Source organism: Heyndrickxia faecalis (genome assembly GCF_040267745.1).
Classification (GTDB): Bacteria; Bacillota; Bacilli; order Bacillales; family Bacillaceae_C; genus Weizmannia; species Weizmannia faecalis.
In genome coordinates, this window is the sequence record NZ_CP158453.1 from 1,608,135 (window position 1) to 1,626,517 (window position 18,383).

General features: G+C 48.4%; 19 protein-coding genes. 15 read left to right on the plus strand and 4 right to left on the minus strand.

Annotation, left to right across the window (positions count from 1 at the left end; genetic code table 11):
• Positions 1–7: 7 nt before the first annotated feature.
• Positions 8–142 (minus strand): YqzM family protein, encoded by a 135-nt coding sequence (locus ABR335_RS07660; RefSeq protein ID WP_014097961.1) that lies wholly within the window; start codon positions 140–142, stop codon positions 8–10.
• A gap of 268 nt (positions 143–410) precedes the next feature.
• On the opposite strand from ABR335_RS07660, the gene holA reads away from it, so the two are divergent.
• Positions 411–1,436, plus strand: coding sequence for a DNA polymerase III subunit delta (gene holA, locus ABR335_RS07665; RefSeq protein WP_014097962.1), 1,026 nt, complete (start codon positions 411–413; stop codon positions 1,434–1,436).
• A 38-nt stretch (positions 1,437–1,474) separates the two neighbouring features.
• On the opposite strand, the gene rpsT is transcribed toward holA, so the two are convergent.
• Entirely contained in the window at positions 1,475–1,735 is a 261-nt protein-coding gene (rpsT, locus tag ABR335_RS07670; RefSeq protein WP_017550564.1) for a 30S ribosomal protein S20, read from the minus strand.
• Positions 1,736–1,870: 135 nt separating this feature from the next.
• Here rpsT and gpr point away from each other — a divergent pair, with 135 nt between their 5' ends.
• The 11 genes from gpr (at position 1,871) to mtaB (ending at position 15,621) form a co-directional block, all read left to right on the plus strand.
• Entirely contained in the window at positions 1,871–3,022 is a 1,152-nt protein-coding gene (gene gpr, locus ABR335_RS07675; protein ID WP_350346692.1) for a GPR endopeptidase, read from the plus strand.
• A 105-nt stretch (positions 3,023–3,127) separates the two neighbouring features.
• On the plus strand, positions 3,128–4,330 hold the full coding sequence (locus ABR335_RS07680; RefSeq protein ID WP_350346693.1) for a stage II sporulation protein P: 1,203 nt from the start codon (positions 3,128–3,130) through the stop codon (positions 4,328–4,330).
• A gap of 125 nt (positions 4,331–4,455) precedes the next feature.
• Positions 4,456–6,288, plus strand: a complete 1,833-nt coding sequence (gene lepA / locus ABR335_RS07685; protein ID WP_371729402.1) for a translation elongation factor 4 — start codon at positions 4,456–4,458, stop codon at positions 6,286–6,288.
• Positions 6,289–6,379: 91 nt separating this feature from the next.
• Positions 6,380–7,513 (plus strand): radical SAM family heme chaperone HemW, encoded by a 1,134-nt coding sequence (hemW, locus tag ABR335_RS07690; protein ID WP_118498193.1) that lies wholly within the window; start codon positions 6,380–6,382, stop codon positions 7,511–7,513.
• 99 nt (positions 7,514–7,612) lie between these two features.
• Positions 7,613–8,641 (plus strand): heat-inducible transcriptional repressor HrcA, encoded by a 1,029-nt coding sequence (gene hrcA, locus ABR335_RS07695; RefSeq protein WP_014097968.1) that lies wholly within the window; start codon positions 7,613–7,615, stop codon positions 8,639–8,641.
• Positions 8,642–8,751: 110 nt separating this feature from the next.
• Positions 8,752–9,414 (plus strand): nucleotide exchange factor GrpE, encoded by a 663-nt coding sequence (gene grpE, locus ABR335_RS07700; RefSeq protein ID WP_017550562.1) that lies wholly within the window; start codon positions 8,752–8,754, stop codon positions 9,412–9,414.
• A 34-nt stretch (positions 9,415–9,448) separates the two neighbouring features.
• Positions 9,449–11,275, plus strand: coding sequence for a molecular chaperone DnaK (gene dnaK, locus ABR335_RS07705; protein ID WP_014097970.1), 1,827 nt, complete (start codon positions 9,449–9,451; stop codon positions 11,273–11,275).
• Between the two features lie 131 nt (positions 11,276–11,406).
• Positions 11,407–12,543, plus strand: a complete 1,137-nt coding sequence (gene dnaJ / locus ABR335_RS07710; RefSeq protein WP_014097971.1) for a molecular chaperone DnaJ — start codon at positions 11,407–11,409, stop codon at positions 12,541–12,543.
• A gap of 22 nt (positions 12,544–12,565) precedes the next feature.
• Entirely contained in the window at positions 12,566–13,504 is a 939-nt protein-coding gene (gene prmA / locus ABR335_RS07715; RefSeq protein ID WP_014097972.1) for a 50S ribosomal protein L11 methyltransferase, read from the plus strand.
• A 6-nt stretch (positions 13,505–13,510) separates the two neighbouring features.
• Positions 13,511–14,263 (plus strand): 16S rRNA (uracil(1498)-N(3))-methyltransferase, encoded by a 753-nt coding sequence (locus ABR335_RS07720; RefSeq protein ID WP_017550561.1) that lies wholly within the window; start codon positions 13,511–13,513, stop codon positions 14,261–14,263.
• A gap of 5 nt (positions 14,264–14,268) precedes the next feature.
• A complete protein-coding gene (mtaB, locus tag ABR335_RS07725) occupies positions 14,269–15,621 on the plus strand; it encodes a tRNA (N(6)-L-threonylcarbamoyladenosine(37)-C(2))-methylthiotransferase MtaB (RefSeq protein ID WP_017550560.1) in 1,353 nt (450 codons plus the stop codon).
• Positions 15,622–15,780: 159 nt separating this feature from the next.
• Here the strand turns inward: mtaB and ABR335_RS07730 are convergent, their stop codons facing one another.
• Together ABR335_RS07730 and ABR335_RS07735 are read right to left on the minus strand one after the other, a co-directional pair.
• Positions 15,781–16,704, minus strand: a complete 924-nt coding sequence (locus ABR335_RS07730; protein WP_017550559.1) for a Na/Pi symporter — start codon at positions 16,702–16,704, stop codon at positions 15,781–15,783.
• A 66-nt stretch (positions 16,705–16,770) separates the two neighbouring features.
• The gene (locus ABR335_RS07735) at positions 16,771–17,055 is read right to left on the minus strand and encodes an acylphosphatase (RefSeq protein ID WP_017550558.1); all 285 of its coding nucleotides are present in this window, start codon (positions 17,053–17,055) and stop codon (positions 16,771–16,773) included.
• A 200-nt stretch (positions 17,056–17,255) separates the two neighbouring features.
• Between ABR335_RS07735 and rpsU the strand changes: the two genes are divergently transcribed.
• The 3 genes from rpsU to yqfC all read left to right on the plus strand — a co-directional run bounded on the left by rpsU (position 17,256) and on the right by yqfC (position 18,379).
• On the plus strand, positions 17,256–17,441 hold the full coding sequence (rpsU, locus tag ABR335_RS07740; protein ID WP_014097977.1) for a 30S ribosomal protein S21: 186 nt from the start codon (positions 17,256–17,258) through the stop codon (positions 17,439–17,441).
• A 14-nt stretch (positions 17,442–17,455) separates the two neighbouring features.
• Positions 17,456–17,902 (plus strand): GatB/YqeY domain-containing protein, encoded by a 447-nt coding sequence (locus ABR335_RS07745; protein ID WP_026104524.1) that lies wholly within the window; start codon positions 17,456–17,458, stop codon positions 17,900–17,902.
• 192 nt (positions 17,903–18,094) lie between these two features.
• Entirely contained in the window at positions 18,095–18,379 is a 285-nt protein-coding gene (gene yqfC, locus ABR335_RS07750; protein WP_013859690.1) for a sporulation protein YqfC, read from the plus strand.
• The last annotated feature ends 4 nt before the right edge of the window (positions 18,380–18,383 follow it).

Sequence of the window (18,383 nt, forward strand, 5' to 3'; positions counted from 1 at the left end):
AGCGGGGCTATCTGCCAATGATGTCTGCTGCGGTGGCAATGATAAATATCAGCGCAAAAAACAAAAAAGAGATCAGAAAACCTGCTCCGGCATCGGCAACATCGTTCGTTTTTGACTGGACATCCTGCTCGAATTCATTCATCCAAATCCCTCCCTGTTTTTTGATTATATAATAATTTCAGAACGATTTCCACCGTTTTGGATGGAGTTGTCATTCATAGATATCCGGCTGCGTGTGACAATAAGGGTACGGGTCCACCGTTAACGGAAAAGCTTCCCGGGACTGTTCCGTTAACGTTTATATAGATAAAGGGGATTTTACGGATCCCCTTTTCCATTTGTTTTCTACTTGCAACCATGCGCCCGTTCTCTTAACATAGGGAGTAAGAAAGGTTTGGGAGCGGAACAGAATGGATGAATTATGGAAAAAGATTGAACGCGGGCAATTTTCCCCGCTTTATTTATTGTACGGCGCAGAAGATTATTTCATTCAAAAAACGAAACAAAAGTTGCTGGATCATGCGCTCACTCCGGAAGAGGCAGATTTTAATTATGCTTCGTATGACCTGGAGGAAGTGCCGGTCGAGACAGCGGTCGAAGATGCGGAGACATTCCCTTTTATGGGGGAGAGACGGCTCGTGATTGCGCACCATCCGTTTTTTTTGACTGCTGAAAAGCAAAAACAGAAAGTGGAACACCAGCTGGACAAGCTGGAAGCATACGTGAAATCTCCCGCCCCTTACACGGTTTTTGTGCTGGTTGCGCCTTATGAAAAACTGGATGAACGGAAAAAACTGGTGAAATTGATCAAAAAGCAGGCCGCAACTTTCCAGGCAAAAAAATTAAATGAAAGGGAGCTTGAAGGGTGGCTTGTTTCCCGCGCCGCTGAAGAAGGCTGCCGGATTGACAGGAAGGCTGCGGAACACTTGATTTCGCTTGCCGGAACCAATATGATTGCGCTCGATCATGAAATAAACAAGCTGGCCCTGTATGCCGGAAGCGGTAATGAAATTACAGATGGAATGGTGGAATTGCTGACGGCACGGTCGCTTGAGCAAAATGTATTTGAACTTGTCGAAAAAGTGGTTCACCGCCGCATTGATGAGGCGCTCCGGATCTATTATGACCTTTTAAAGCTCAATGAAGAGCCGATTAAAATATTGGCGCTCCTTGCCGGCCAGTTCCGGCTCATCTACCAGACGAAAGAGTTGGCAAGGCGCGGCTATGGCCAGCAGCAAATCGCGTCTTATTTAAAAGTGCATCCATACAGAGTAAAACTGGCGGCGGGGCAGGCGGGGCTTTTTTCCGCGGATGAACTGAACCGGATCATGGCGCTGCTTGCCGATAGCGACTACCAGATGAAATCGGGCGGGCTGAAAAAAGAAATGATCATTGAAATGTTTTTGTTTCAACTGCATGAAATGAAGGCAAAATAAAAAAGACGCGGATTGCGCGTCTTTTTTATTTTGGTGCGTTACGCCTGTTCGGATAATTTTTTCATCAGGCGTGATTTTTGGCGGCTTGCCGCATTTTTATGGATAAGGCCTTTAGATGCAGCTTTATCAAGGCGTTTCACCGCATCGACTAAAAGTGCTTTTGCGTTTTCGTCGTTGTTTTCAACCGCCGCTTCAAACTTTTTCACTGCCGTGCGCATGGCGGATTTTGCCGCTGTATTTTGAGCATAGTTTTTTTCGTTCACTTTTACGCGTTTAATCGCAGATTTAATGTTTGGCACCCGTTTCACCTCCTACGAGCAAACTTAGTTTGGCTCGTCCACTTTCACTTTAGAACAAATGATATTGTAACAAATGGAAGACAAGATTGCAATACATACAGCCGGAATTTGCACAAAACGAATGGTCTGGCTGGAATGGGGAAAAACAAGGATAAAGGAAACGGCCAAAAGGAGGAAGAAGAACAAATGGATCTCAGTGTTTATTCCGTCCGCACAGATTTAGCGATTGAAGCGCGTGATCTTGCAGTGGAAGAGAAAGTGAAGAACCGGGAAAGCGAAGAACTGGAAGGCGTAACGGTGGAAGAACGGACCGTAAACGATATAAAGGTGACGACGGTTCAAATTTCCAAAAAAGGGGAAAAAGTCATCGGAAAAAAGGCCGGGAATTATTTGACGATTGAAATGCAGGGCATCCGCAGCGGGGATATGGACATCCAGCAAAAGGTGGAAGAAGTGTTCGCGGATGAGTTTAACCAATATTTGAAGCATATAAATATTGGAGAGGAAGCGAGCTGCCTTGTTGTCGGGCTCGGCAACTGGAATGTGACGCCTGATGCGCTCGGCCCGCTTGTTTGCGAAAAAGTGCTCGTCACCCGCCATCTGTTTAAAATCGAGCCGGAAAATGTTGAATCGCGCTACAGGCCGGTGAGTGCGCTTGCCCCGGGGGTTATGGGGCTGACCGGAATCGAAACGAGCGATATTATATTCGGCGTCAGTGAAAAATCGAAACCGGATTTTATTATTGTCGTCGATGCACTCGCATCCCGTTCGCTGGAAAGGGTGAATGCCACGATCCAGATCTCGGATACAGGCATTCAACCGGGATCCGGTGTCGGCAACAAGCGGAAAGAATTGTCGAAAGAAACGCTCGGTGTGCCGGTAATTGCGATCGGCGTTCCGACAGTGGTGGACGCCGTGACGATTACGAGCGACGCGATCGATTTTCTTTTAAAACATTTTGGCAAAGAAATGAAAGAATCAGGCCGGCCTTCACGGGCGCTTGCACCGGCAGGGCTTTCGTTCGGGGAAAAGCGGAGGCTAACGGAAGAAGATCTGCCGGGAAGTGAAGCACGGAAAATGTTTATGGGAATTGTCGGCAATCTGGATGAACAGGAAAAGCGGAAACTGATTCACGAAGTGCTCGCGCCGCTCGGCCATAACTTAATGGTGACGCCAAAAGAAGTGGACATTTTTATGGAAGATATGGCAAATCTTCTGGCGAGCGGGCTAAATGCGGCGCTCCACCCCCATGTGAACCAGGAAAATACCGGCTTTAAGACGAGATAAGTTGCAGGCGCTCCGCCATAACCCGGGGGTGCCTCTTCTTTTCGGTGTTCTATTCTTCCATGAGATTCATAGAATGTAATAGAATCGATTGGAAAGGGTGGGACGATGAAAAGCGGCAGGCATTCCAGCCATTTTTTTATATTGAATCTGACCAGTGTGATACGCCTAATCTCTATAATCATCCTGTCCCTTGTGCTTGTTGTCATCTTAATTGGCACGCTGACGTCTTTGAAGCCGGGTTACCGGGTTTCCTCTTCAGCTGTCAATGAAGCCGCAAAGCATCTTTCAAGCAAAACATTGTACAAGTACCTGCTGTCGGACAGCCAGCTGCTTGTGCACCATTTTCCGGATACGGACGAGCGGCCGGTCGGCAATCTTGTTTTTGAAATGCTCACCAACATCCGCTTTGAAGATCCGCGCAGCTTTCTCGGGCGTGAACTGCCAGGATTTGAAATCTTTGACAGCAAAATACTTGTTGCCGGAGACGGCGCTGACTATACCAATATGCCGATTGAATCCGTCCCGCCTGACAGCGCCTTGCAAGCGAAAGACCCGGCCACACAAAATACGGAAAAAATCGAGGAAAAAGGCGGTCCGGACGATGCAAAACGGCGGCCCGGGCGGACAACGGGCGGCAAGAAACGGGTGTTGATTTATTTTACCCATACACATGAGTCCTATCTGCCGTATTTAAAAGGCGTCACGAATCCCGACCTTGCCCAGCATTCGAAGATCAACGTAACAAAAGTCGGGGAGAGGCTCGCTGAAGATCTCGAGGACAAGGGAATTGGCGCAGAGGCAAATACGACCGATGTTTTAAAGCTGCTTGAGAAAAACCATATGCAGTATTACCAGTCTTACCAGGGATCGCGCACCGTCGTCGAATCGGCGATGAGAAACGACCGCGACCTTCAATATTTTATTGATATCCACCGCGATTCGAGAAGAAAAAAAGATACGACCGTTACCATTAATGGAAAATCGTATGCGAAAATCGCTTTTGTAATCGGCGGGGAAAACCCGAACTGGGAAAAGAATGCAAAGCTGGCTGAGGATTTGCACAACTTGATCAAAAAGAAGTATAAAAATCTGTCAAGGGGGGTCATTTTGAAAAAAGGGGCGTCGACCAACGGAAAATTCAACCAGGACTTATCGGGAAATGCTTTTTTAATTGAAGTCGGCGGTGTGGATAATACTTTTGAAGAAATGTACCGGACAATGGATGTTTTTGCCGATGTGTTCGCCGGGTATTACTGGCAGGCGGACAGTGTAAACGGCGCCGGGAGCGGGCAATCAGGAAACCGTTAGCCGTCTTGACAGGCGGTTCTTTTTTTGGCGATGCGCGGCTGATCATTTTTCGTTGAAGTCGCGCTTTCCTGCTGATATAATCAGAAATAGTGTACATGTGCCGAATACAGGAGTGAAGGTAAATGATGAACCGTGAAGAAAAATTAGACAGGCAGAGGAGGATCCGCAACTTTTCCATTATTGCCCATATCGACCATGGCAAGTCGACTTTGGCCGACCGCATTCTGGAAAAGACCCACGCGCTGAGCAAGCGCGAAATGAAGGACCAGCTCCTCGATTCGATGGAACTGGAACGGGAACGCGGAATTACGATTAAATTAAATGCCGTCCGGCTGAACTATAAAGCAAATGACGGGGAAGAATACATTCTCCATTTGATTGATACTCCGGGACATGTAGACTTTACATATGAAGTGTCACGCAGCCTTGCCGCCTGTGAAGGGGCGGTACTCGTCGTCGATGCCGCGCAGGGGGTGGAGGCGCAGACGCTTGCAAATGTTTATCTTGCGCTGGATAACAATCTTGAAATTATCCCGGTCATCAATAAAATTGACCTGCCTTCCGCCGATCCGGAACGCGTCCAGCAGGAAATAGAGGATGTGATCGGCCTTGATGCGTCGGAGGCCGTTCTTGCTTCCGCTAAAGCCGGGATTGGGATTGAAGATATTCTTGAACAGGTTGTCGAAAAAGTGCCGGCGCCTGAAGGAGATCCGGACGCCCCGCTGAAGGCGCTTATTTTTGACTCGCTGTATGATCCGTACCGCGGCGTCATTGCCTATATCCGTGTAATGGAAGGCTCCGTCAAAGTCGGGGATAAGATTAAAATGATGTCAACCGGCAAGGAATTTGAAGTGACAGCGCTCGGCGTAAGCACCCCGAAACCGTTGTACATAGACGAATTAACCGTCGGTGATGTCGGGTTTCTAACGGCATCAATTAAAAATGTAAAAGACACGCGCGTCGGCGATACGATTACGGGCGCCGAAAACCCTGCAAAAGAAGCGCTTCCCGGTTACCGGCGGATGAATCCGATGGTTTACTGCGGCCTGTATCCGGTAGACAGCGCGAAATTCAATGATTTGCGGGATGCCCTTGAAAAGCTGGAGTTAAATGATTCGTCGCTGCAATATGAGCCGGAAACGTCGCAGGCGCTCGGTTTCGGTTTCCGTTGCGGTTTTCTCGGGCTCCTGCATATGGAAATCATCCAGGAGCGGCTGGAACGCGAATTCAACATTGATCTCATTACCACCGCGCCAAGCGTCATTTATAAAGCCAAACTGACGGACGGCAGTGAAGTGACGGTTGATAACCCGGCGAATTTGCCGGAACCGCAGAAAATCGAATATATCGAAGAGCCGTACGTGCGCGCGTCCATTATGGTCCCGAACGATTATGTCGGCGCAGTGATGGAAATTGCCCAGGCAAAGCGCGGCGATTTTATCGATATGCAGTACCTCGATGATATCCGCGTTAATGTCATTTATGAAATCCCGCTCTCCGAGATTGTATACGACTTTTTTGACCAGCTGAAATCAAGCACAAAAGGGTATGCTTCTTTTGATTACGAATTGATCGGCTACAAACAGTCCAATCTCGTAAAAATGGATATTTTATTAAACGGGGAAAAAGTGGACGCCCTCAGTTTCATCGTCCACCGCGACTTTGCGTACGAACGCGGCAAGACGATTGTCGAAAGATTAAAAGAACTCATCCCGCGCCAGCAGTTTGAAGTGCCTGTACAGGCGGCAGTCGGCCAGAAAATTATTGCGCGTTCCAATATTAAAGCATTGCGCAAAAACGTGCTTTCAAAATGTTACGGCGGGGACATTTCCCGGAAACGGAAACTGCTTGAAAAGCAAAAAGAGGGCAAGAAAAGGATGAAGCAGGTCGGTTCTGTTGAAATCCCGCAGGAAGCGTTTATGGCTGTGCTGAAGATGGACGATACCCCGAAAAAATAACCGGGGCGGGCAGGGAGCGGATTGGCGGCTGTCCGCGCGCTCCTTTTCCCCGGGACATGCCCGTGATGAAAACAAATAAGGTTGTGATGGAATGAAAGCCGCATATATCCATGTTCCATTTTGCGAACATATTTGCTATTACTGCGATTTCAATAAATTTTTATTAAAAGGCCAGCCGGTGGATGAATACATTGAGATGCTGCTGGAAGAAATGCGGATCAAAACGGCTGAATCCCCTTGTGAAAAGCTGAGCACGGTCTTTGTCGGGGGCGGCACCCCGACCGCGCTGAATGAGCGGCAGCTTGAAAAACTGCTTGCCGGCATCCGCACGATTCTGCCTTATGACGGGGACGGGGAGTTTACGTTTGAAGCCAACCCTGGGGAAACGTCCGAAGAAAAGCTGCGCCTTCTGCATGATTACGGTGTCAACCGGCTGAGTTTCGGCGTCCAGTCGTTCAATGACCGGCTGCTCGAGAAAATCGGGCGGACCCACCGCCGGGAAGATGTGCACCGGACGATCAGTCATGCGAGAAAGATCGGCTTTTCCAATATCAGCATGGATTTGATGTTCGCGCTTCCTGGGCAGACGCTTGAAGATTTCCGTGAAACGCTTGGCGAAGCCTTGTCGATGGGGCTGCCGCATTATTCAAGTTATTCGCTGATCATTGAGCCAAAGACGATTTTTTACAATCTGATGCGGAAAGGAAAACTCCGCCTGCCGTCACAAGATGCGGAAGCGGATATGTACAGCATGTTAATGGACGAGATGGAAAAGCACGGCTTGAAACAGTATGAGATCAGCAATTTTGCCAAACCCGGCTATGAAAGCCGCCACAATCTCGTCTATTGGAACAATGAAGAATATTTCGGTTTCGGCGCCGGCGCACATGGGTATGAAAAGGGTGTCCGTCTGTCCAATTACGGCGCATTGAAGAAATATATCGGCATGCTTCGGGACGGGTGCCTCCCTGTCATGGAAAAACATACAGAGACAAAAAAAGAAAAAATGGAAGAAGAAATGTTTCTCGGGCTCAGAAAAAACGAAGGCGTCCGTTTCCGCCATTTCCGTGAAAAATTCGGGGCGGATATGAAGGAGGTTTTTGCAGGCGCGATCAAAGAAATGACAGAACGCGGGCTTCTTGAAGAAAAGGGCGGTTTTCTCCGGCTGACAAGGGAAGGGCGTTTTCTCGGCAATGAAGTCTTTGAAGCTTTTCTCCTCAGTTGACGGGCAAAGTAAATATATTGACAACAACAGGGGATTTTGTTAATTTATTTATATAAATTAGCACTCGTTTATATGGAGTGCTAACAGGGGTGATGGAAGTTGTTAACTGATCGTCAGCTGTTGATTTTGCAAGTGATCATTGATGACTTTATTCGTTCCGCCCAGCCGGTAGGTTCCAGGACGCTTTCCAAGAAAAACGGCATTTCCTTCAGTTCCGCTACGATCCGGAATGAAATGGCAGATCTTGAGGAACTTGGGTTTATTGAAAAAACACATACGTCATCCGGCAGGGTACCTTCTGAAAAAGGGTACCGTTATTACGTCGATCATCTTCTGTCGCCACAAAAACTGGGACCGGCAGACATATCGCAGCTTCATTCGATTTTTGCCGAAAAAATAGACGAAATGGAAGAGCTTGTGAAAAAGTCTGCCCAAATCCTTTCCGAAATGACGAACTACACGGCGATTCTGCTTGGCCCGGAAGTCAAAGATACGAAACTGAAAAATATGCAGATCGTCCCGCTGAATGAAAAAACGGCGGTTGCCATTATGATTACCGATACCGGCCGCGTGGAGAACAAGACGATTTCGCTGCCGGAAGGATTCCGCCCGGGCGAACTTGAAAAAATGGTCAATATTTTTAACGAGCGGCTGGCCAATGTGCCGATTCCGGATTTAAGGGATAAAATATATAAAGAAGTCGCTGACATTTTGCGCAGCCATACTGAAAACTATGAATCGATCCTGAAGACCGTAATCAGCATGTTCAACGAAAACCGGCATGATAAAATTTTTGTCGGCGGGAAAGCCAATATTTTGAACCAGCCGGAGTTCCATGACCTTGAGAAAGTCCGTCCCCTTCTTGATATGATAGAACGGGAAGACAGTTTTTATGACCTGGTCAAACGCGTGCCGAGCGGCATTCACGTAAAAATCGGGAAAGAAAACCAGATTTCCGAGATGGCAGATTGCAGCATGATTACAGCCACCTATTCGATCGGTAACCAGCCGGTCGGCAAAATTGCAATTTTGGGCCCTACGCGCATGGAATATTCACGCGTCATCAGCATAGTGGATTTCTTGAGTAATGATATGACCAACGCCTTGACGAAACTGTATGACGGATAGGCAATACGGGCATATTGGGTAGGGAGGCTTAAAGCGCAAAAGCACATGCTTTAAGTCCTTTCTTACTGGACTTTTTTATGCCCGTCTCATTTTAAAGGGGGTGAACGCTCATGGCAGACGAACAAAACAAACGTGCTTCAGAAGAAGTGAAAGACGAACAAAAACGGGCTTCGGATGAAGTGAAAGAAGGACAAATTGAATCCGTTTTTGCGGAAGAAAAAGATACGGAAAATCAGCAGGCGCCGCCAGAGGGCGAAGGTAATGGAGCGGAAAAGGCGGAGAAGCCTGAAACCGAAAATGCCGCTGAAGAACTGAATAAAGCAAAAGAGGAGATTGAGAAATTGCGGAATGAGCTCGATCAGGCTGAAAACCGTTATCTCCGCCTGCGCGCAGATTTTGACAATTACAGGCGCCGCGTAAATCTGGACCGCGAAGCAGCCGAGAAATACAGGGCACAGGATCTGATTGTGAACCTGCTGCCGGCGCTTGACAATTTTGAACGCGCGCTGTCCATGGCTGAAAAAAATGAACATACGGCCCAGTTGCTGGACGGGATGGAAATGGTCTACCGCAGCATTTTGGAGGCGCTGAAAAAAGAAGGCGCAGAACCGATTGAAGCACTCGGGAAAGAATTCGACCCGCACTATCACCAGGCGATCATGCAGGGGCAGGAAGAAGGCACTGCGTCCAATGTTGTGATCGAGGAATTCCAAAAAGGGTACATGTTAAAAGACAGGGTGATCCGCCCGTCCATGGTGAAAGTGAACGAGTAACGCGCTTTACATAATTTTTAAGGGAGGCATTATCATGAGCAAAATTATCGGCATTGACTTAGGTACGACGAACTCATGTGTCGCAGTTTTGGAAGGCGGCGAACCGAAAGTCATTCCGAACCCGGAAGGAGGCAGGACAACACCGTCTGTTGTCGCTTTTAAAAACGGGGAACGCCAGGTAGGGGAAGTCGCCAAACGCCAGGCGATCACAAATCCGAATACGATTATCTCGATCAAACGCCATATGGGCACGACACACAAAGTCACGGCGGAAGGAAAAGAATATACGCCACAGGAAATTTCCGCCATGATTCTGCAATACTTGAAATCGTATGCGGAAGATTATCTGGGCGAAAAAGTCGAAAAAGCGGTCATTACGGTCCCTGCTTATTTCAATGATGCCCAGCGCCAAGCAACGAAAGACGCCGGGAAAATTGCCGGGCTTGAAGTCGAACGGATTATCAACGAACCGACTGCCGCAGCGCTGGCATACGGCCTTGATAAAACGGATGAAGACCAGACCATCCTTGTATTTGACCTTGGCGGTGGTACATTTGACGTCTCCATCCTTGAACTCGGCGACGGCGTCTTTGAAGTGCACGCGACAGCCGGTGACAACCATCTCGGCGGCGACGACTTCGACCAGGCCATCATCGATTACCTTGTCAGTGAATTTAAGAAAGAACACGGCATCGACCTGTCGAAAGACAAAATGGCGCTCCAGCGTTTAAAAGATGCGGCTGAAAAAGCGAAAAAAGATTTGTCAGGGGTCACTTCCACCCAAATCTCGCTGCCGTTTATTACAGCAGGGGAATCAGGCCCGCTCCACCTGGAAATGACGTTAACCCGTGCGAAATTCGACGAACTGACGGCAGACCTTGTTGAACGGACAATGGGCCCGACACGCCAGGCGTTGCAGGATGCAGGGCTCACGGCGAATGACATCGATAAAGTCATCTTAGTCGGTGGCTCAACCCGGATTCCGGCCGTTCAGGAAGCGATCCGCAAAGAAATCGGGAAAGAACCGCATAAGGGTGTCAACCCGGATGAAGTCGTGGCGATGGGTGCCGCAATCCAAGGCGGCGTATTGACCGGGGATGTGAAAGACGTCGTGCTTCTCGACGTTACGCCGCTGTCGCTCGGAATTGAAACAATGGGCGGCGTGTTCACGAAATTGATTGAGCGCAACACAACGATCCCGACTTCAAAATCGCAAATCTTTTCAACTGCAGCGGATAACCAGACAGCCGTTGACATTCATGTCCTGCAGGGCGAACGCCCGATGGCTGCCGACAACAAAACGCTCGGCCGTTTCCAATTGACCGATATTCCGCCGGCACCGCGCGGCATTCCGCAAATCGAAGTTACGTTTGATATTGATAAAAACGGGATTGTCAATGTCAGCGCAAAAGACCTTGGCACTGGCAAACAGCAAAAGATTACGATCAAATCGTCCACCACTTTGTCCGATGAAGAAATCGAACGGATGGTAAAAGAAGCGGAAGCGAACGCAGAAAAAGACAAGAAGCGCAAAGAAGAAGCGGAACTCCGCAATGAAGCCGACCAGCTTGTATTCACTGCTGAAAAAACATTGAAAGAACTGGAAGGAAAAGTGGACGCATCTGAAATTTCCAAAGCCGAAAAAGCAAAAGACGAATTAAAAGCGGCCATTGAGAAGAACGATCTCAATGAAATCAGGCAGAAAAAAGATGCGCTGCAGGAAATCGTCCAAGACTTGTCCGTCAAGCTGTATCAGCAGGCGGCACAACAGCAGCAAAACACGGATGCCGGGGGAGACGGAAAAAAAGATGACAATGTTGTCGACGCTGATTTTGAAGAAGTCGATGATAATAAAAAATAACGATAAAACAATATGGCCATTTTTCAATGAGTCAGGAAAAAAGTCAAAGTCTGGTCTATTCTCGGCTTTGACTTTTTTCTTATGCGAATGCTACAATTACCTTTATGTGAACGTTTCGGGAGTGAGAAGAAATGAGTAAACGGGATTACTATGAAGTGTTGGGCGTCGCGAAAGATGCATCGAAAGACGAGATAAAAAAAGCGTACCGCAAGCTTTCCAAAAAATACCACCCGGATATTAACAAAGCGCCTGATGCTGCAGAAAAATTCAAGGAAATCCAGGAAGCGTACGAAGTGTTGAGCGATGACCAGAAACGCGCTCAATATGACCAGTTTGGGCATGCAGGGCCGAACCAGGGCTTCGGGGGCGGAAACGGTTTTGGCGGATTCAGCAGCTCGGATTTTGACAGTTTCGGTTTTGAAGATATTTTCAGCACTTTCTTTGGCGGTGGCAGAAGAAATGACCCGAATGCGCCAAGGCAGGGGGCTGATTTGCAATATACGATGACGCTTGAATTTGAGGAAGCGGTGTTCGGGAAAGAGACGGACATCCGGATTCCGCGCGAGGAAACTTGTGACACCTGCCACGGAACCGGGGCAAAACCGGGAACGCATCCGAAAGAATGCCCGCACTGTCACGGAACCGGCCAGCTCAATACCGAGCAATCGACACCATTCGGTCGGATTGTAAACCGCAGGGTATGCCATTACTGCGGCGGTACAGGCAAGATCATTACAGACAAATGCAAAACTTGCGGTGGTACCGGAAGAGTGAAAAAGCGCCGCAAAATTCATGTCAAAATTCCGGCCGGCATCGATGACGGGCAGCAGCTCCGCGTTGCAGGCCAGGGTGAACCGGGCATAAACGGCGGACCGGCCGGCGACCTGTACATTATTTTCCATGTCCGGCCGCATGAACTGTTCGAACGGGACGGCGATGACATCTACTGCGAAATCCCGATTGCTTTTACCCAGGCTGCTTTAGGCGACGAAATCGAAGTGCCGACGTTGCACGGGAAAGTTAAATTAAAAATTCCGGCCGGCACACAATCCGGCACGAAATTCAGGCTGCGCGGGAAAGGCGTGCCAAACGTCCATGGGCACGGCACCGGCGACCAGCATGTCATCACGAGAATTGTCACCCCGACGAAGCTCACCGAACGGCAAAAACAACTATTGCGTGAATTCGCCGAAGTGAGCGGAGAGGTCCCGGATGAACAAAGCAGCAATTTTTTTGACAAAATGAAACGGGCATTTAAAGGGGACTAAACAGGAATGGAGTGAGGCGTTCATGAAATGGTCGGAAATTATGATTCACACCACGAATGAAGCGGTGGAGCCGATTTCGAATATTTTATATGAAGCGGGCGCCGGCGGGATTGTGATCGAGGACTCGGATGAGCTGCTGAAAGAGCACGACGACCAGTACGGTGAAATTTATGAACTGGATCCGGACGATTTTCCGGAAGAAGGGGTCATCATTAAAGCCTATCTGCCTGTGAACAGCTTTTTAGGTGAAACTGTCGAGGAAATTAAACAGGCGATTACCAATCTGACCACTTTTGATATTGATATCGGCCCGAACAAGGTGACGATCAGCGAAGTGCATGAAGAAGAATGGGCAACGGCATGGAAAAAATACTACAATCCCGTGAAAATATCCGAAAAATTTACGATTGTGCCGACGTGGGAAAATTATGAGCCGGTATCAAGCGATGAGCTGATCATTGAACTGGACCCCGGCATGGCGTTCGGCACCGGCACCCATCCGACCACGGTCATGTGCATTCAGGCATTGGAACGAACGGTAAAACCGGGCGACTCGGTGATGGATGTCGGCACCGGTTCCGGCGTGTTAAGCATTGCCAGCGCCATGCTTGGAGCAGAGCGGGTGCTTGCACTTGATCTGGACGAGGTGGCGGTTCGGGCGGCTACGCTCAATGTGAAACTCAATAAAGTCCAAAACCGGGTAACCGTCAAACAAAATGATCTGTTGAAGGGCGTAAACGAACAAGCCGATGTGATGGTGGCCAATATTCTTGCTGAAGTGATCGCCCGTTTTGCTGAAGACGCATTCGGACATGTCAAACCGGGCGGCCATTTTATTGCTTCCGGAATTATCCGGCAAAAAAAGGACCTTGTCGTGGACGCACTCACTTCTGCCGGCTTCATCATTGAAGAAACGATGGTCATGGAAGACTGGGTTGCGCTCATCGCAAAGCGCGGGTGATTGGCCATGCAGCGTTATTTTTTGGATCGGCCGTATCGCGGTGAGCAGGAAATCCGCCTGAGTGGCGAAAATTACCATCATATCGCGCGCGTCATGAGAATGTCCGTCGGAAGCCGCTTCTATGGTGTATTTTCAGATGAAAAGGTGTGCATTTGTGAAATCGGGGAGATTACAGGTGATGCCGTTGTGGCCCGGATTACCGGATGGGAAACCGCTGTAAAAGAGCTTCCGGTCCATGTGACGGTATCATGCGGACTCCCGAAAGCGGATAAACTGGAATGGATCATCCAAAAGGGAACAGAGCTCGGCGCCTTTCAATTTTTGCCTTTCCTTGCAGAAAGATCCGTTGTAAAATGGGACACAAAGAAAGAAGCAAAAAAACGCGAACGCTGGCAAAAGATTGCCCGGGAAGCCGCAGAACAGTCGCACCGCAGCCACTTGCCTAAAGTCAGCCCCCCTGTTTCTTTCCAGCAGCTGATCGAAGAAAGCCATACATATCAATATAAGCTGGTTGCTTTTGAAGAAAATGCAAAAGAAGGGGAACAGCACCGGTTTGCGGAAATGTTGTCAAACATGTCGGAAGGCGGCAATGTACTGGCCGTTTTCGGGCCGGAAGGGGGCCTGTCCCTTGATGAAATCAAAAAGCTTGAAGCAGCCGGATTTGTATCCTGCGGCTTAGGTCCGCGCATTTTGCGGGCGGAGACGGCGCCTTTATATGTACTTTCTGCCATAAGTTACCATTTTGAATTAATGAGGTGAAGAGGATGTCAACCGTAGCATTCCATACATTAGGATGCAAAGTGAACCATTATGAGACGGAAGCCATGTGGCAGCTGTTTAAAAAAGCGGGCTATGAAAGAACCGACTTTGAAACGAATGCCGATGTCTACGTGATCAATACCTGTACGGTCACCAATACAGGAGACAAAAAGAGCCGTCAGATCATCCGCCGGGCAGTCCGACAAAACCCGGACGCCGTCGTTTGCGTGACCGGCTGTTATGCGCAAACCTCGCCGGGCGAGATCCTCGAAATTCCCGGTGTCGATGTCGTTGTCGGCACACAGGACCGTACCAAAATGCTTGGGTATATTGAACAGTACCTGAAAGAGCGCAAACCGGTCAATGCTGTGAAAAATATTATGAAAAACCGTGTGTATGAAGAAATGGAAGTGCCGTATTTTACCGACCGGCACCGGGCTTCCTTGAAAATCCAGGAAGGCTGCAACAATTTCTGCACATTTTGCATCATCCCGTGGGCACGCGGCCTGATGCGGTCAAGAGATCCCGAAAAGGTCATCGCGCAAGCCCAAAAGCTTGTCAATGCAGGCTATAAAGAACTGGTTTTAACCGGCATTCATACGGGCGGCTACGGCCAGGACTTAAAAGATTACAATCTTGCAATGCTGCTAAAGGACCTGGAGGAAAAAGTGCAGGGGCTGAAACGCGTCCGCATTTCGTCCATTGAAGCCAGCCAGCTGACGGATGAAGTGATTGACGTGATTAAACATTCGAAAGTCGTTGTCCGCCATATGCATGTTCCGATCCAGTCCGGTTCTGACACGGTGCTGAAAAGAATGCGCCGAAAATATACGATGGACCAGTTCGCGGAACGGATTACCAAATTGAAAGAAGCATTGCCGGGTCTTGCACTGACTTCTGATGTCATCGTCGGCTTCCCGGGTGAAACGGAAGAAGAGTTTATGGAAACATACAATTTCATAAAAGAACACCGGTTTGCGGAACTCCATGTTTTCCCGTACTCGCCTAGGACAGGCACGCCTGCTGCCAGAATGAAGGACCAGATTGATGAAGAAATCAAAAATGAACGTGTCCATCGCATGATTGCATTAAGCGACCAGCTGGCAAAAGAATATGCATCCCAATTTGAAAACGAGGTGCTTGAAGTCATTCCGGAAGAGCCGTTCAAAGAAGATCCGGAAAGCGGGCTGTACGAAGGCTATACAGATAATTACCTGAAAGTCGTTTTCCCGGCCACCCCGGATATGGTTGGAAAACTCGTCAAAGTGAAAATTACAAAAGCCGGGTATCCTTATAATGAAGCACAGTTCGTCAGAGTGATGGACGATGTCATGCCGGCCGTAAACGAAGCCATGTAACGAAAAACAAGATGGGCCTGTTTGCCCGAAAAGGCGTGCCCGATATAAAGGCAGCCCCCCACAAACAGAATGGCGTTTAAGAGGCCGGGGCAGCTTTCGGATAAAATGCCCATCCTTTAAAGCATATGGCAAAAACAACCGGGCTTTGGGCCCGGTTGTTTATTTTTTTCCATGAAAAGCGATGATAAACCGGCCAAATCTTTCGGAAAAGGGCAAAACAGCCAGTGAGGATAGAAGATTAAACAATAGGCTTGCATGGGCAAGCTGCTGTTCCGGATTAGCCGACAGCATCCGGCAGGTGTCCGCGAGCACATGGAGGAAAGGCAAAAACACAAGCGCCCCTCCGGCATTCAGCCAGACATGGGTAAATGCCGTCAGCCTTGCTTCCTCTCCGGCCCCGATGCTTGCCAGAAGACCGGTGATACATGTCCCAATATTGGCCCCGAGCATGATGCTAATCCCGGTTTCAAGCGGGAATACCCCGGCTGCAAGAAAACCCATCGCCATCCCGATCGTCACGGTGCTAGACTGGATCGCTGCAGAAAGCAAGATTCCGAGTAAGAAAGCGGACAAGAGGTGGGTATTTAAAACGGTAAACAAATGCTGGACAAAAGCGGTTTTTGATACCGGCACGGCAAGCTGCTCAAATCCGCGCATCGCCCCGAACACAAGCGAGAGGCCGAACAGAATCATCCCGGCGCTTTTGACGCGGCCTTTTCCGAAAAAATAGAAAACTGCCCCTGCCCCCAAAAAAGGCAGGCTCAAAGAGGAGAAGTCAAATGTCAGCAATTCAAGTGTGAAAGTCGTGCCAATATTTGTGCCCAAAATGATTCCGATCGATTGCGAAAACGTCAGCATTCCGGCAGAAACGAGCCCGACAGTGATGACCATCACGGCGGAGCTGCTTTGTAAAAGCGCCGTCAAAACCATTCCGAACAGCATCGCGGACAGCGGCCGGCCTGCCAGTTTTTTCAGCATGTTTCCGGCATGGCCGCCGGATAAGGCAAACAGCCCGGTCCGCAGCCGGTGAATGCCGAATAAAAACGTCACCGTTAACAAAAGAAATGAAAGTAAATAAAGCATGTCCTTCCCCCCGTATGATCATATGGAAAGGGGAGAAGGAACATGCCTTTTTATTTGGGAATTCATTTAATACAACACACGAAAATCACGGTACTGTTCTTGTTGCTGTAAATAGTCAATATCCATTCCGGTTACTTTTGCAAAGCGCGACGGCCCTTTTTTCAGCCCGCGGATAAATTGTTCCATCTCTTTTTTCTCGCCTTGCGCCATCACTTCGACAGTGCCATCGTCTTTGTTGCGGACCCACCCGCATATATTGTATTGTTTTGCCAAAAATTGGGTGTGGTAGCGGAAGCCGACGCCCTGCACCCTTCCTGAAACAATGATATGTAGCGTCTCCTGTTGATTCATCGTCTCCCTCCAATCGTTTCCATCCATCTTTGATCTCTATTATACCAAAAGGAGGAACAGGCGGGGCAAATAAGCAAAAGCCAAATCACGAAAGACAAGGCGCAAATGTTGACCGGTTATGGAGGATATTATATAATAATAAAGTGCACGGGTTGCTCAACCTGACATGTAACCGTTTGTGTTCGGAGGGAGGGAAAGAAATGTCTAAAACTGTCGTTCGAAAAAACGAGTCGCTTGATGATGCGCTTCGCCGCTTTAAACGTACTGTTTCGAAAACCGGAACTTTACAGGAATATAGAAAGCGCGAATTTTACGAAAAACCAAGCGTAAGACGCAAAAAGAAATCAGAAGCTGCTAGAAAAGCTGCTAAAAAACGTAAGTGGTAAGAGAGGGTGGAATGATGAGTCTTCTCGAGCGTTTAAATAGCGATATGAAGCAAGCGATGAAGAACAAAGATAAAGAAAGACTCTCCGTAATTCGTATGCTTAAGGCAGCTGTTCAAAACGAAGCGATCAGGCTCGGAAAAGACGGTTTGACGAATGATGAAGAGTTAACAGTCCTTTCTCGCGAAGTAAAGCAACGGAAAGACTCCCTCCAAGAATTTAAAAATGCAGGTCGCAGTGACCTTGTTGAAAAAGTCCAAAACGAATTGGCATATGTGAACGCATATTTGCCGGAGCAGCTTTCTGAAGACGAAGTGCGTGAAATTGTCCGGCAGACCATTGAAGAAGTGCATGCCGGGTCAAAAGCTGATTTCGGAAAAGTCATGGGAGCCGTCATGCCAAAAGTAAAAGGCAGAGCTGACGGTACGGTTGTGAGAAATATTGTGCAGCAGCAATTATCCTGACCTTTCTCATATAAGCCGGAAATCATTATGATTTCCGGCTTTTCGCTATGTTTTTTGCGCCTCTTTGCCGTATCCTTGAGCAGGAAACGAGGGTTTCCAAACGGCCCTGGACGTTTCGGACAAAAAAACTGCAAATAAAGTGATGAACCCCTTTTTTGTTTCATAAATATGAGATGAAAGGGGGTTCTTTTTATGGCAAAAAAATGGCGGCAGCATTTGCAAAACTGGATGTCACAAAAAATGGACCTTCCGCAGGATGTCATGATGGACCTTCCGAGAATCACGATGATCGGTCAAATCCATATTTATGTTGAGAACCACCGCGGCCTTTTGACTTTTTCCGATAAAGAAGTCCGGCTGCTTTTAAAAAACGGGCAGCTGTTAATCAAAGGCCGGTCTTTTGTCATCAAAACGATCTTGCCCGAAGAAATTTTACTGGAAGGCAAAATAGATGAAGTGTTGTATTTGAACGGATAGGGGT